Raw genomic sequence first — 13,535 nt, 5'->3', positions numbered from 1 at the left:
AAACGAGGCCGTTACTTCTTGCCCATCAACGTTTCCATCGTCTCGCCGCGCACGACAATTTCCGTGCGACGGTTGAGCGCGCGTCCTTCCGGCGTGTCGTTGCTCGCGATCGGATTGTTGTACGCATTGCCCTTCGTGCGGACACGCTCCATCGGCACACCGCGTCCGACAAGCGCGTAACCCACGGCGACCGCTCGCGCTTCCGAGAGTTGCTGGTTGTATTCGAGCGTGCCGACATTGTCCGTATAACCTTCGACGATGATCGGCTTCTTGCTGCGCTTGAGCAGCACGGCGGAACGGTCGACCACCGCGCTCGCATCGGCGCGCACTGCCGACTTGTCGAAGTCGAACAGCGCTTTCTCGGGCAGCTTGACGGCGACGCCGTCCGCGACGGGCGCGACCTCGATGCCCGCGGCCCGGTTCAACGACGTCTCGGTGTCGCGGTTCAGCGGCGCGCTGCAACCTGCCATCATCAGTACCGACATTGCGCAGGCGCTGGCAGCCAGAAGTTTTTTCATGTTTGTCCTCTCGTTCGTTTGCGGATCAGGGGCGAGCCCGTCGACAGTGGGCGAATCGCCGGTTCGTAAAGCACGGAGGTTGTATCGTGCGTCGCGGTCGGCAGAGAATCGGACCTTTCCGAAATCGAGGACATGATTCAGCGGTTTGATGCTTATGCGGCCGTTATCGCTGATTGGCGGAAAATGCGCGTGCGCGCTAGGGAATGGTCCGACAGGCGCGCCGTTATAATCCGAACCCATGTCTATCCGTTTCGATGCCGCCGACGCGCACTGGCGCGTTGCTCCCTTGCCTGGCTTTAGCGCTGCGCAGAAAGACTGGTTGACCCGCGGCGGTTCGTTGACCGCGCATCTGCGTGCGCTCGGCGCGGTCGCCGTGCGCGTCACGCGTGAAGGCGTGGCCTTGCCGTGGGCCGACGAGCACGCCGCACTGGGTCTTCGCATGCGCTCGCCGGTGTGGTTGCGCGAGGTCGTGTTGTCGGTCGATGCCGTGCCGTTCGTCGCCGCGCACAGCGTCGCGCCTCTCGCCGCGAGCGTCGGCGTGTGGCAGGCCACGCGGCGCTTGCGCACGCGGCCGCTCGCCGAACTGTTGTATAGCGATAGCGGCGTCGCGCGTTCGGCGCTGGTCAGCCGGCGCGTGACCGCGCGGCATCCGCTGTACCGGCTCGCCGCGCGTGAAGTCGACGGGATGCCGCCGCATGCGTTGGTCGCGCGCCGCTCCGTGTTCGAGCGGCATGGCGCGCCGCTGATGGTCACCGAATGTTTTTTGCCGGCGCTGTGGGCGCATGTCGCCGCGCTGTCGAAGCGCGAGCGCGAGGTCCGTCTAAGTTCGAACTCCGCCGATGCGGCCGACGTGGTTAACGCAGGCCATCCGCGCTGGCGCGAACACGGCCGCCCGCTCGAGCACACGGCTTCGCGCGCGCATCCCGCGACGCGTGCGGCCGGCGAACGGAGCCGCTGAATGTTGCGCGGCTTTCCTCCCGTCGTCGCGGCCGACACACACACGCTGATTCTCGGCAGCTTTCCCGGCGAGGCGTCGCTTGCGGCGACGCAGTACTACGCGCATCCGCGCAACCAGTTCTGGCGCCTGCTTGGCGCGATACTCGACGAGCCGCTCGCCGAACTCGCCTACGAAGAGCGGCTGCGGCGGCTCCTGTCGCAGGGCATCGGCGTGTGGGACGTGCTCGCCGCATGTCATCGCGAGGGCAGTCTCGATGCGGCGATCCGCAACGCGCAGCCGAACGACTTTGCTTCGCTGCGCGAGCACTCGCCGACGCTGCGCAAAGTCTGCTTCAACGGCAAGACCGCGGGCCGCTTCGCGCCCGTGATCGGCGCGGCGGGTTACACGACGCTCGTGCTGCCTTCGTCGAGTCCCGCGAATGCTATGCTCTCGTTCGATCAAAAATTGCGCCTGTGGCGCGACATCCTTACATGACGAAACTCATCAAGCGCGCGTCGGCTGAAGCGCGTGCATTCCGCAATCGCAACGCCGATGGCGCGGGCAAACACGCAACGGCGCGCAACAAGAAACGCGCGTCGCATAACAACGATCTGCGCAACGACCTCCACGACGACCTCCACGACGCGCCGCAAATCGAAGCGCCGCGCAAGCCGCGCTTTGCGCCGGTCACGTTCTCGGAAGAGGGCGGCGTGCGCTATCTGCACTTCGGCACGGAATGGGTGCAAGGCGCGATGCGTCTGCGCAAGCCCGACCACATCGAGCTCGAATACGCGCAGCAAATGATGGCGTGGCTGCTCTTCATCCAAACGCCGAAGCGCATCGTGCAACTCGGGCTCGGCGCCGCTGCGCTGACCAAGTTCGCGCACCGCTTCCTGAAGCGCGCGAAGGTCGAGGCGGTCGAAGTGAACCCGGCCGTCGTAATCGCCGCGCGCACGATGTTCGAGCTGCCGCAAGACGACGCGCGCCTCACCGTGCATGAGACGGACGCGTGGGACTTCGTCAACGACCGCGCGAACCACGGCACGATCGGCGCGTTGCAGATCGACATTTACGATGCGACGGCGCGCGGTCCCGTGCTCGACAGCGTCGGCTTTTACCGTGCGGCGCGCGCGTGTCTGACGGATGCGGGCGTGGTCACGGTCAATCTGTTCGGCGATCACCCGAGCTTCGTGCGCAATATGAAGCGCCTGAACGAAGCGTTCGACGGCCGCGTGGTCGCGCTGCCCGAAGTGCACGACGGCAACCGCATCGCGATCGCGTTCTCCGGTCCCGCGCTCGACGTGCCGTTCACGGCACTGCAAGCGCGCGCGAAGCTGATCGAAGCCGAGCTCGGCTTGCCGGCGCGCAAGTGGATCAAGGGGCTGCAGGAGTCGACGGGACAGACGGGCGCGTCGTTCGCCATCTGATCCCGGCCAGTCGCAGGGAAGTGCCGGACCGCGAAGGTCCGGCATCGTAACCAGCCAACCGTCGCATTCCAGCGACACTTTGCGGGCCCGCCATCCGTCGCGCATCGAAGCGGCGCGGGACTCGCTCGACGATTCGGGGAAGGTCGCCAGGACCACCGGCGCAACCGCGCAAACCACGAGCGTTCGACCACGGCGCCGTGCATCGGCGTCGGCTGCTTCAGTTGTTTCCCCCTCCGCACCCGAATCCGCAGCGCCATCCGCCTCCGCTAAAACACCGCCCCACGCACTCCAGCACCCGCGCCTTCGCCTCGGGGTCGTCCCTGCTTGACCGCACGTTCGCGGCTCCTATACTCTTTCGAAGCTTTCGGGGCACTCGTGTCCCATGCGGGGCGATCCTCCGCGGGCGTGCTACCGCGAGGCGGCTCTCCGCTTTGGGGGTTCACCACCCGTCGAACACGGGCCAACATTTCAATAATAGGGAAGAGGAGACGTCATGGCTCACGACGCCGACGCGAACAAGGCCAGCAAGCACTGGCTCTGGTTGTTGCTGTTGCCCTGGATCGCCATGGTCTGGGTGCCGTCGTATAACAAGGTCGAACCGGTGCTGTTCGATTTTCCGTTCTTCTACTGGTATCAGCTCCTCTGGGTGCTGATCAGCGCGGTCATCACGGCGATCGTGTACTTCAAGACCAAGACGCGCTCGGCGGGCCGTCCGCAAGGGGACGCACGATAATGAACGCCATCGCAACTTTCGTCTTCGTTCTGTTTTTCATCGGGGTCACGATTCTCGGCTTCGTCGCGGCGCACTGGCGGCGTGGCGATCTCGCTCATCTCGAAGAGTGGGGCCTGGGCGGCCGGCGCTTCGGCACCATCGTCACCTGGTTCCTGCTGGGCGGCGACCTGTACACCGCGTACACGTTTATCGCCGTGCCGGCGCTGGTATTCGGTGCGGGCGCAACGGGTTTTTTCGCGCTGCCGTACACGATCCTGATCTATCCGTTCGCGTTCGTCGTGTTTCCGAAGTTGTGGAGCATCGCGAAACGCCAGGGCTACGTGACGTCGGCGGACTTCGTGTCGGCTCGCTACGGCAGCCGCATGCTCGCGCTCGCAATCGCCGTCACCGGCATCGTCGCGACGATGCCTTATATCGCGCTGCAACTGGTCGGCATCGAAGTGGTGATCGGCGCGCTCGGCTTCGATACCAAGGGCTTTGTCGGCGATCTGCCGCTGATCATCGCCTTCGCGATTCTTGCCGCCTACACGTACACGTCGGGCCTGCGTGCGCCGGCAATGATCGCGGTCGTCAAGGACGTCCTGATCTACATCACGATCTTCGCCGCGATCATCGTGATTCCGCCGCAACTGGGCGGCTTCAGCCACATCTTCGGCTCGGTGCCGCCGGCCAAGCTGCTGCTGAAAGCGCCGGACGTGTCGAGTCTGAACGGCTATAGCGCGTACGCGACGCTCGCGGTCGGTTCGGCGCTCGCGCTGTTCCTGTATCCGCACTCGATCACGGCGGTGCTGTCGTCGAAATCAGGCAACACGATCCGCCGCAACATGGCGATGCTGCCGGCTTACTCGCTGGTGCTCGGCCTGCTCGCGCTGCTCGGCTTCATGGCGCTCGCTTCGGGCGTGAAGGACATGCCGGAATTCGCGCCGTACTTCAAGGCGTTCGGCCCGAACTTCGCGGTGCCGGCGCTGTTCCTGCACTTCTTCCCGTCGTGGTTCGTCGGCGTGGCGTTCGCGGCGATCGGCATCGGCGCGCTGGTGCCGGCGGCGATCATGTCGATTGCGGCAGCGAACCTGTACACGCGCAACATCCACAAGGAGTTCGTGAACCGCAACATGACGCACGAGCAGGAGACCAACGTCGCGAAGCTGGTCTCGCTGATCGTCAAGGTCGGCGCGGTCGCGTTCATTCTGGCGTTGCCGCTCACGTATGCGATCCAGTTGCAGCTGCTCGGCGGTATCTGGATCATCCAGACGCTGCCGGCCATCGTTCTCGGACTGTACACGCGCGTGCTCGACTATCGCGGCTTGCTGATCGGCTGGGCAGTCGGCATCGCAACGGGTACGTGGATGGCGATTTCGCTGAAGCTCGCCGGCTCGATCTTCACGATTCACCTCTTCGGCATGGCGATTCCGGGCTATGCGGCGGTGTGGTCGCTGATCGTGAATCTGGTCGTGGCCGTGGTGGTGAGCCTGCTGGTGCGCGCGTTCGGCATGCAGCGCGCCGAAGACCGCACGCGTCCGGAAGACTATCTGGACGTCGTGGAAAGCTAAGACCCGACGCAACCTAACCCAGGCGCCCGCGGACGAAACTCCGCGGGCGTTTGTATTTGCGGCGCAGTCCAGGGCAGGATAGCGGAACTACCTCCAAAAGCGCTGCCGCTCCCGCCATGGCTTCTGCCGATTCCCGCACCGTCGTTCCGCGCCGCTCGGCGGTGAGCCGCATGGTTCGCGCGGTCACGTCGCCGTATTACCGCTACCGGCACGCAAAAGTGCTGCACAGTCTGCGCGTGGGACTGGCGATGCTGTTCTCGATTCTCGCGACCACGGGTATCGACATTCCGCACGGCATCTGGTCGTCGGTGACGTTGCTGGTGGTGATCGGCGGATTGCAGCATCACGGCAATATCCGCAAGAAGGCCGCGGAGCGCGCGGCGGGTACGCTGCTGGGCGCGTCGATCGGCTTGCTGCTGATCGTGCAGCAGAATCTCATCGGCTCGTTGCCGCTGACGTACGTGCTGATGTCGATCGTCGCCGCGATCTGCGCGTGGTTCGCTATCGGCGCGTCGGGATATATCGGTCTGTTGACGGCCATCACGATGTGCATCGTCGCGGGTCATGGCGACAATGTGATCGACGTCGGCCTGTGGCGCACGCTGAACGTGTTGATCGGCATCGTGATCGCGCTCGCCTTTTCGTTCGCGTTGCCGCTGCACGCCACGTATTCCTGGCGCTACGGGATCGCGGCCAATCTGCGCGAATGCGCGCGCATCTATACGCGTTTGCTGGAAGGCGAAACGATCGGCGACGAAGAGCAGGTCAAGCGCTTTCTCGAGATCAACCGGCGTCTGGTGCAACTGCGCTCGCTGATGCCTTCGGTGGCGAAGGAAATCGATGTGCCGCAGGCGAAGCTCGAGGAGATTCAGCGCTTGCATCGCTCGGTGCTCAGTTCGCTGGAGCTGCTCGCGACCGGTCCGCTGATGCAGGCCGACGCCGCCGCGCGCGCCGCGTATGCGCAGCGATGCGGCGCGGAAGTGCGGGCCGTGCGTACGATTTTGCTGGCGATTGCGCGCGGCCTGCGCTTTGGCCGCGCGACGCATTTCGGGATTCCGGTGAGTGGTGCGTCGGCAAGCGGCGCTGCGTTGACCGATAGTGCGCACGCGTCGCCGCCCGGCTCACCGCCCGCGCCGACGACGGGCAACGCGGCGCTCGCCTTGCCGCCCGATCTCCAAGGACCGTATTGGCTCGGGCAGCGGCTCGCGGAACAGATCGAGCGCTTACGCGCGGCGCTCCTCGAGACCGAGCCGAACTGGAACATCGAGCGGCACTCGCGGATTCTGCAGAAGACCTAGGCGATGGCGGCCGACGCTAGCGCACACCGCCGCTCACCGCGGTCTACCACCGCTCACTCATGCGGCGGCAGCGTCACCATCCACATCAGACCGAAGCGGTCCACCGCCATGCCGAAGCCCTTGCTCCAGAACGTTTCGCCCCAAGGCATGACGATCTGGCCGCCGTCGGCGAGCGCGTTGAAGTACTTTTGCGCCGACGCCGTATCGTCCGCGGTCAGCGACAGACTGAAGCCGCTCATCGGCTTCGCGTCCTGATCGCAGTTGCCGTCGGACGCCATCCATTGAGTCGAGCCCATCTGCACGTTCGCATGCATGATCTTTTCTTCGACGCCGGGGCGCGGCGTGTTTTGCGGATCGGGCGGCGCGTCCTTGAAACGCATCATGAACGTGACTTCGGCGCCCAGATGCTGGCGGTAATAATCGAGCGCTTCTTCGCAACGCCCGTTGAAGAATACGTACGGTTGGACTTCCATCGTCGCCTCCAGAAATAAGGATGTGAATGCCCGCGCTGCCAGACGGCAAAGGAAACTGCGGAAACCGCGGGCGTGCAGACCATTTTAGGCAACGGCGTTCGGGCGTTTGTGACTTTGTGTCGTGCGGAAAAGACGACTCGCGCGATCACCGCGCTGCACAAAAAAACGAGTGAATCAGCCGATAAAACGACCGGCCGTAAACAGCAAACGGCCCCGAACCGCAAGGTTCGGGGCCGCATGATTGAATCGCACGATGGATGGCGGCGAGTCTGCCGCCCAGCGCCTTAACGCAGCGCTTCGATCAGCTTTTCCAGCTTGACTGCGTCCGCCGCAAACGCGCGGATGCCTTCGGCCAGCTTTTCGGTTGCCATCGCCTCGTCGTTGACGAGGAAGCGGAACGACGATTCGTCGACCGGCACGCGCTCGATATTGGCGTCCTGCGAGCTTTCCGGCGAGAGCTTGCGCTCCACCTTGTCCGTGCTTTCATGCAGCTTTTGCAGCAGATCCGGACTGATGGTCAGCAGATCGCAGCCGGCCAGTTCGAGAATCTGCCCCGTGGTGCGGAAGCTCGCGCCCATCACCTCGGTCTTGTAGCCGAACTTCTTGTAGTAGCCGTAAATGCGGCGCACCGACTGAACGCCCGGGTCGTTCGCACCGCCGTCTTTCGCTTCGTCCCACGCGCTGCCGGCATTTTTCTTATACCAGTCGTAAATGCGTCCGACGAACGGCGAGATCAGCTTCGCGCCCGCTTCGGCACAGGCCGCGGCCTGGGCGAGCGAGAACAGCAGCGTCATGTTGCAGTTGATGCCTTCCTTTTGCAGCACTTCGGCGGCGCGCACGCCTTCCCACGTGGAAGCCAGCTTGATCAGCACGCGCTCGCGATCGATACCGTGCTCCTTGTACAGCGCGATCAGTTCGCGGCCCTTGGCGATCGAGGCCTGTACGTCGAACGAAAGACGCGCATCCACTTCGGTCGACACGCGGCCCGGGATGATCTTCAGGATCTCGGTGCCGAAGGCGATCAGCAACTGGTCGATGATCGCGCCCATCGGCTTCGACGCGTGATCTTTCACCGTCTTTTCGAGCAGCGGACGATAGTCGTCTTTCTGCACGGCTTTCAGAATCAGCGACGGATTGGTGGTCGCGTCCTGCGGCTTGTATTGCGCGAGCTGCTGGAAGTCGCCGGTATCGGCCACGACGGTCGTGTACTGCTTGAGTTGATCGAGTGCGGTTGTCATATTCGTGCCTTCAGGGCGCATGCGCCGTGGTTCAGGGGGAATGAGTCGCCGCCGGATTGAAAGACCGCTTCAGGCCGGCGGCCGCGAGTCACGCTGCAACGCTCACCCGATGTTGCCGGGAAACGCTGCCGGATGCTTCTATTTTATGGCGGATCGCCTGATGCAGTATTGACAGTGTGCGCCGCCGATCCGTTCACGGCTATTTCAGCGACCGTGCGCCGCGGCGCCGCACGGCTTGCGCCGCCGCGTGCTGCCGCCTGGCGTCAGGCACGCCGCGCATTCAACACGACCTGCGTCACCACGCCCGCGACCAGGCCCCAGAACGCGGAGCCGATGGACAGCAGCGTCAGTCCCGACGCCGTCACCATGAAGGTCACGAGCGCCGCTTCGCGCTGCCTCGCGTCCTGCATCGCGTTGGTCAGGCCGCTCATGATCGAGCCGAAGAGTGCCAGCGCCGCCACGGAAACGACCAGCTCGCGCGGGAACGCCGCGAACAGCGCCGCGATCGTCGCCCCGAAAATGCCGGCGATCAGATAGAAAATGCCGCACCAGACCGCGGCCGTGTAGCGTTTGTCGCGGTTCTCGTGCGCTTCGCGGCCGGTGCAGATGGCCGCCGTGATCGCGGCAAGATTGATGCCGTGCGAGCCGAACGGCGCGAGCAGCAGCGACGCGATGCCGGTCGTCGAAATCAGCGGCGCCGAGGGCGTCGTGTAGCCGTCCGCGCGCAGCACGGCGATGCCGGGCACGTTCTGCGAAGCCATCGCGACCACGAAAAGCGGAATGCCGATGCTGATGCTCGCCGCCACCGAAAACGCCGGCATTGTAAACACGGGATGCGCGAGCGCGATCTGAAAGTGGCTGAAATCGAGCAGGCCGAACGCGCCCGCGGCAACGGTGCCGGCGATCAGCGTCGCCGGAATCGCATAGCGCGGCGTGACGCGTTTGACGATCAGGTAGGTCAGAAACATCGTCAGCACGAGCGCGGTCTGGAACTGCGCGGCGCGAAATATCTCAATGCCGATCTCGAACAGGATGCCCGCCAGCAAGGCCGACGCGATGCCCGCCGGAATTTTCTTCATCAGCGTATCGAACCATCCTGTCAGACCGACCACGGTCAGCAGCAACGCGCAGACGATAAACGCGCCGATCGCCTCCGCGTAAGGCACATGCGGCAGCGACGAGACGAGCAGCGCCGCGCCGGGCGTCGACCACGCAATGACGATCGGCGCGCGAAAGCGCAGCGACAGCCCGATGGTGCAAACCGCCATGCCGATCGACAACGCCCAGATCCACGAGGAAATCTGCGCGTTGCTCAGGTGCGCGGCCTGGCCGGCCTGAAACATCAGCACGAGCGAACTTGTGTAGCCCGTCATCATCGCGACGAAGCCGGCGACGATGGCCGATAGGGAGGTGTCGGCGAACGGATTGAAGCGGCGCGGCGCGATGCCGGAGTTGGCCAGTTCAGGCGAAGACGAGCGGTTCATGCCAATGCTTTCTTGTCGTTGAGAGTGGGGCGGGTGGGGCGGGTGCGTCTCGGTGGGTCTATTTGCTCAGCATGCGCATCGCGGACTCGAGGCCCGCGAGCGTGAGCGGATACATGCGGTGGCCGAGCACGTCGCGAATCGCGCTGACCGACTGGCGATACGCCCACAAGCCTTCCGGCTCGGGATTGAGCCACGCGTGATGCGGGAAATGATCGGCGAGACGGCGCAGCCACACGGCGCCCGCCTCGGTGTTGTTGTATTCGACGGAGCCGCCCGGTTGCAGTACTTCGTAAGGGCTCATGGTCGCGTCGCCGACGAAGATCAGCTTGTAGTCGGACGTGAACTTGTGCAGCACGTCCCACGTCGGCGTGCGCTCGGCGTGACGGCGGCGGTTGTTCTTCCACAGAAAGTCGTACACGCAGTTGTGGAAGTAATAAAACTCGAGGTGCTTGAACTCGGCCTTCGCGGCGGAAAAGAGCTCCTCGGTGCGCTTGATGTGATCGTCCATCGAGCCGCCGACGTCGAGCAGCATCAGCACCTTCACCTTGTTGTGCCGCTCGGGCACCATCTTCAGGTCGAGCCAGCCGGCGTTCGCGGCGGTGCTGCGGATCGTGTCGGGCAGGTCGAGCTCTTCGGCCGCGCCTTCGCGCGCGAAGCGGCGCAAGCGGCGCAGCGCCACCTTGATGTTGCGCGTGCCGATTTCGACCTGATCGTCGTAATCGCGATACGCGCGCGCTTCCCAGACCTTGACCGCCGTGCGATTGCCCGCCGAGTCGCCGCCGATGCGCACGCCTTCCGGGTTATAGCCGCCATTACCGAACGGCGACGTGCCGCCGGTGCCGATCCACTTATTGCCGCCCTCGTGCCGTTCTTTCTGTTCGTCGAAGAGTTGCTTCAGGCGTTCCATCAGCTTGTCGATGCCGCCCATCGCTTCGATCTGCGCTTTTTCTTCCGGCGACAGATCGCGTTGCAGCTTCTTTTTCAACCAGTCGAGCGGGACGTCGAAGGCAAGCTCGGAAGCCTTGGCGACGCCGTTGAAATACGCGCCGAACGCCTGGTCGAACTTGTCGAAATACTGCTCGTCCTTCACGAGCGTCATGCGCGCGAGGTAGTAGAAATCGTCGAGCGACGGCGCGATCACGTTGGCTTTGAGCGCCTCGAGCAGCGTCAGGTATTCCTTCACCGACACGGGCAGCTTCGCGGCGCGCAGCGAGTAGAAGAAGTCGATCAGCATGCTGGGTCCTCTGCGGCGCGAGCACTCAAGAGCGCCCGATATCGCTCAATAGGGATTCAACGGTTATTGCGATTCATGAAAATGAGCCGCTCGAAGAGGCTCACGTCCTGCTCGTTCTTCAGCAGCGCGCCGGCGAGCGGCGGGATGATCTGCTTCTGATCCGACGAGCGCAGCGCTTCGGGCGGAATGTCTTCGGCGAGCAGCAGCTTGAGCCAGTCGAGCAATTCCGACGTGGACGGCTTCTTTTTCAGCCCCGCCACGTTGCGCAGTTCGAAGAAGCTCTGCATGGCCGCGGCCAGCAGATCCTTCTTGATGCCGGGGTAATGCACCTCGACGATCTGCTGCATCGTGGCCGGATCGGGAAACTTGATGTAGTGGAAAAAGCAGCGGCGCAAAAACGCGTCGGGCAACTCTTTTTCGTTGTTCGACGTGATGATGACGAGCGGACGCTGCTTTGCGCGGATCAGCTCGTGCGTCTCGTACACGTAGAACTCCATGCGGTCGAGCTCGCGCAGCAGGTCGTTCGGAAATTCGATGTCGGCCTTGTCGATCTCGTCGATCAGCAGCACGGTTTGCTCGTCCGACTCGAACGCCTGCCAGAGCACGCCCTTGACGATGTAGTTGCGGATGTCCTTGACGCGCTCGTCGCCGAGTTGCGAATCGCGCAGGCGCGAGACCGCGTCGTATTCGTACAGGCCTTGCTGCGCCTTGGTGGTCGACTTGATGTGCCACTGGAGCAGCGGCATGCCGAGCGCGGCGGCGACTTCTTCGGCCAGCATGGTTTTCCCGGTGCCCGGCTCGCCTTTGATCAGCAACGGGCGCTTGAGCGTCATCGCGGCGTTGACCGCGAGCTTGAGGTCGTCGGTGGCGACGTACTGCGATGAGCCTTCGAAACGCATGGCGAGGTGCTCTCTGGCGTGGGAAAAAACCCAGTATAAGTCAGAAGCCCTGTTGCCCTGAAACCGCCTCGCGTAAGGTTGCAGCCGCGCTGTGGGCGGTGCTTCGCGTGGCCGCGCAAACGTGACGCAGCCCGGCTCGGCGCCGTGCGCAGGCAGCCGCGCCGGGCCGTGCGCCCCGCGCGGTGGACGTTCGGCGCGGCGTCGCGGTACAATTAGCCCGATTTTTTTGGCCTGCGTGGCTCCCTATAAGAAAAACGGCGCGGGCCGTTGCCTTTTTGGGCGCCCGTTTCCCCTCAAGCCAGGTTACATGCTATGAACAAATTCGTCGGCAAACACGTCGTGATCGCAGCGCTGTCGGTGCTCGCGGGCTATGCGGCCAGTGCGCAGGCAGCGGATGTCGTCGGCAACGCGAAAGCGGGCCAGGGCAAGGTCGCGATGTGTATTGGCTGCCACGGTATCCCTGAATATCGCACGGCTTATCCTGAGGTGTATCGCGTGCCCATGCTAGGCGGCCAGAACCAGGCGTACCTCGAAAACGCGCTGCGCGGCTACAAGAAGGGCGACCGCCACTTCGAAACGATGCACGCGATCACCGCGTCGCTATCGGATCAGGACATCGCCGACATCGCTGCTTACTACGCGGCGCAAAATTCCTCATCGAAAAACAATCCCGACAAGTGACCGGCTGCGGTTATCCAACCAGTCACACGGCTATTAAATTCGCGGGATAGGAGAATTCATGAATAAGCCCCAACAGGCACTCCACACGGTGTTCAAGGCTGCATGCGCGTCGGCGGCAGTATTCGGTCTGGTTGCAGCGAGCGTCGCCCACGCGGCCGACGCCGGCAACGGCAAGGTGCTGTCCGAGAGCCACAACTGCGCGGCATGCCACGGTCCGAACCTGAACAAGCCGGTGAGTCCGGAGTATCCGAAGCTCGCCGGTCAGCACGCCGATTACGTTTACTGGGCGCTGCGTCAGTATCAGATGGGCAACGGCAACCCGCACATGGGCCGCAACAACGCGATCATGCAGGCTCAGGTGCAAAGCCTGTCGCAATCGGACATGAAAGACATCGCCGCTTATGTCGAATCGCTGAAGGGCGATCTGGTGCAGAAGAAGTAAGCGCGCCGCCGTTTGAGCGATCGATTGCAAAACACCCCGCTTTTCGCGGGGTGTTTTGCTTTGGCGCGCGGGTTTCAGGTTCGCGCTATGCGGCGTTAATCGCGTGTCGCGCGCCGTTCGATCCGTTGCAGATACGCGTCGGTGTCCGGCGGCAGGCCGGTGCGCTGCGCTTCCCAGATGGTTTCGCCGAGGCACTCCATGATCGCGTGCTGCGCGTCGTGTGCGGAGCCGAGGCGCGCGGCAAGGCGCTCATGCGCCGCGCGGATGCCAGGCGGCTGATCGATCGACAACTGCTCGCTGATGGCCAGATGCATCGACAGATGCAGGAACGGATTGGTCTGTCCGCGCTCGGGCGAGTAGTCCTGCGCCTGGGCGGCCTCGGCATCGGTCAGCTCCGCGTGATACTCGGGATGCTCGGCGATCCAGTCGGCGGCGATCGCTTCGAGCGGCGTCAGGATCGCGCCTTCGCGCTGCTTGCGCCAGGTCTCGGTGAAGAATTGACGGACTTCGTCGCGGCTCGGATTGAACATCGTGGGACGGGTGTCTTGAATGGGGAGTGGGAGTGGGAGAAGCATGCGGCGCACAGCATGCAGCGCACACGAGCGATCATTTTACGCGCCG

15 protein-coding genes are annotated in these 13,535 nt (G+C 63.8%); 8 read left to right on the top strand and 7 right to left on the bottom strand.

Annotated features, from left to right (window positions below; all coding sequences use genetic code 11):
• Positions 1 to 11 precede the first annotated feature (11 nt).
• Complete coding sequence (locus P0D87_RS15630) at positions 12 to 518, bottom strand: OmpA family protein (RefSeq protein WP_053857739.1); 507 nt, start codon at positions 516 to 518, stop codon at positions 12 to 14.
• A gap of 238 nt (positions 519 to 756) precedes the next feature.
• Here P0D87_RS15630 and P0D87_RS15625 point away from each other — a divergent pair, with 238 nt between their 5' ends.
• From P0D87_RS15625 to P0D87_RS15600, 6 genes are all read left to right on the top strand, one after another.
• A complete protein-coding gene (locus tag P0D87_RS15625; protein WP_053857740.1) occupies positions 757 to 1,476 on the top strand; it encodes a chorismate--pyruvate lyase family protein in 720 nt (239 codons plus the stop codon).
• Positions 1,477 to 1,950 carry a DNA-deoxyinosine glycosylase gene (locus tag P0D87_RS15620; RefSeq protein ID WP_053857741.1) on the top strand — a complete coding sequence of 158 codons (474 nt, stop codon included), beginning with the start codon at positions 1,477 to 1,479 and terminating at the stop codon, positions 1,948 to 1,950.
• Positions 1,947 to 2,882 (top strand): class I SAM-dependent methyltransferase, encoded by a 936-nt coding sequence (locus P0D87_RS15615; protein WP_053857742.1) that lies wholly within the window; start codon positions 1,947 to 1,949, stop codon positions 2,880 to 2,882. The genes P0D87_RS15620 and P0D87_RS15615 overlap by 4 nt, the downstream gene beginning before the upstream one ends.
• Positions 2,883 to 3,375: 493 nt before the next feature.
• The gene (locus tag P0D87_RS15610) at positions 3,376 to 3,615 is read left to right on the top strand and encodes a DUF3311 domain-containing protein (protein WP_006048378.1); all 240 of its coding nucleotides are present in this window, start codon (positions 3,376 to 3,378) and stop codon (positions 3,613 to 3,615) included.
• On the top strand, positions 3,615 to 5,165 hold the full coding sequence (mctP, locus tag P0D87_RS15605) for a monocarboxylate uptake permease MctP (protein ID WP_006048377.1): 1,551 nt from the start codon (positions 3,615 to 3,617) through the stop codon (positions 5,163 to 5,165). The genes P0D87_RS15610 and mctP overlap by 1 nt, the downstream gene beginning before the upstream one ends.
• Before the next feature lie 116 nt (positions 5,166 to 5,281).
• Positions 5,282 to 6,463: an FUSC family protein gene (locus P0D87_RS15600; protein WP_171800286.1), complete on the top strand. Its 1,182-nt coding sequence runs from the start codon at positions 5,282 to 5,284 to the stop codon at positions 6,461 to 6,463.
• Between the two features lie 53 nt (positions 6,464 to 6,516).
• Here P0D87_RS15600 and P0D87_RS15595 read toward each other — a convergent pair whose 3' ends face one another.
• The 5 genes from P0D87_RS15595 to P0D87_RS15575 all read right to left on the bottom strand — a co-directional run bounded on the left by P0D87_RS15595 (position 6,517) and on the right by P0D87_RS15575 (position 11,791).
• Positions 6,517 to 6,936, bottom strand: coding sequence for a VOC family protein (locus P0D87_RS15595; protein ID WP_006048375.1), 420 nt, complete (start codon positions 6,934 to 6,936; stop codon positions 6,517 to 6,519).
• Positions 6,937 to 7,220: 284 nt separating this feature from the next.
• Complete coding sequence (gene tal / locus P0D87_RS15590) at positions 7,221 to 8,174, bottom strand: transaldolase (RefSeq protein WP_006048374.1); 954 nt, start codon at positions 8,172 to 8,174, stop codon at positions 7,221 to 7,223.
• 263 nt (positions 8,175 to 8,437) lie between these two features.
• Positions 8,438 to 9,658, bottom strand: a complete 1,221-nt coding sequence (locus P0D87_RS15585) for a benzoate/H(+) symporter BenE family transporter (RefSeq protein ID WP_006048373.1) — start codon at positions 9,656 to 9,658, stop codon at positions 8,438 to 8,440.
• A 58-nt stretch (positions 9,659 to 9,716) separates the two neighbouring features.
• The gene (locus P0D87_RS15580) at positions 9,717 to 10,892 is read right to left on the bottom strand and encodes a vWA domain-containing protein (protein ID WP_006048372.1); all 1,176 of its coding nucleotides are present in this window, start codon (positions 10,890 to 10,892) and stop codon (positions 9,717 to 9,719) included.
• A gap of 56 nt (positions 10,893 to 10,948) precedes the next feature.
• On the bottom strand, positions 10,949 to 11,791 hold the full coding sequence (locus tag P0D87_RS15575; RefSeq protein WP_006048371.1) for an AAA family ATPase: 843 nt from the start codon (positions 11,789 to 11,791) through the stop codon (positions 10,949 to 10,951).
• A 312-nt stretch (positions 11,792 to 12,103) separates the two neighbouring features.
• Between P0D87_RS15575 and P0D87_RS15570 the strand changes: the two genes are divergently transcribed.
• Entirely contained in the window at positions 12,104 to 12,472 is a 369-nt protein-coding gene (locus P0D87_RS15570; protein WP_006048370.1) for a c-type cytochrome, read from the top strand.
• 58 nt (positions 12,473 to 12,530) lie between these two features.
• Positions 12,531 to 12,914: a c-type cytochrome gene (locus tag P0D87_RS15565; RefSeq protein ID WP_006048369.1), complete on the top strand. Its 384-nt coding sequence runs from the start codon at positions 12,531 to 12,533 to the stop codon at positions 12,912 to 12,914.
• A 95-nt stretch (positions 12,915 to 13,009) separates the two neighbouring features.
• Here P0D87_RS15565 and P0D87_RS15560 read toward each other — a convergent pair whose 3' ends face one another.
• The gene (locus tag P0D87_RS15560) at positions 13,010 to 13,444 is read right to left on the bottom strand and encodes a DUF1841 family protein (RefSeq protein ID WP_053857743.1); all 435 of its coding nucleotides are present in this window, start codon (positions 13,442 to 13,444) and stop codon (positions 13,010 to 13,012) included.
• Between the last annotated feature and the right edge of the window lie 91 nt (positions 13,445 to 13,535).

It is taken from the genome of Paraburkholderia sp. RL17-368-BIF-A (genome assembly GCF_046054045.1).
GTDB classification, from domain to species: domain Bacteria; phylum Pseudomonadota; class Gammaproteobacteria; order Burkholderiales; family Burkholderiaceae; genus Paraburkholderia; species Paraburkholderia graminis.
This window is presented reverse-complemented; position numbering and strand designations above follow the sequence as displayed.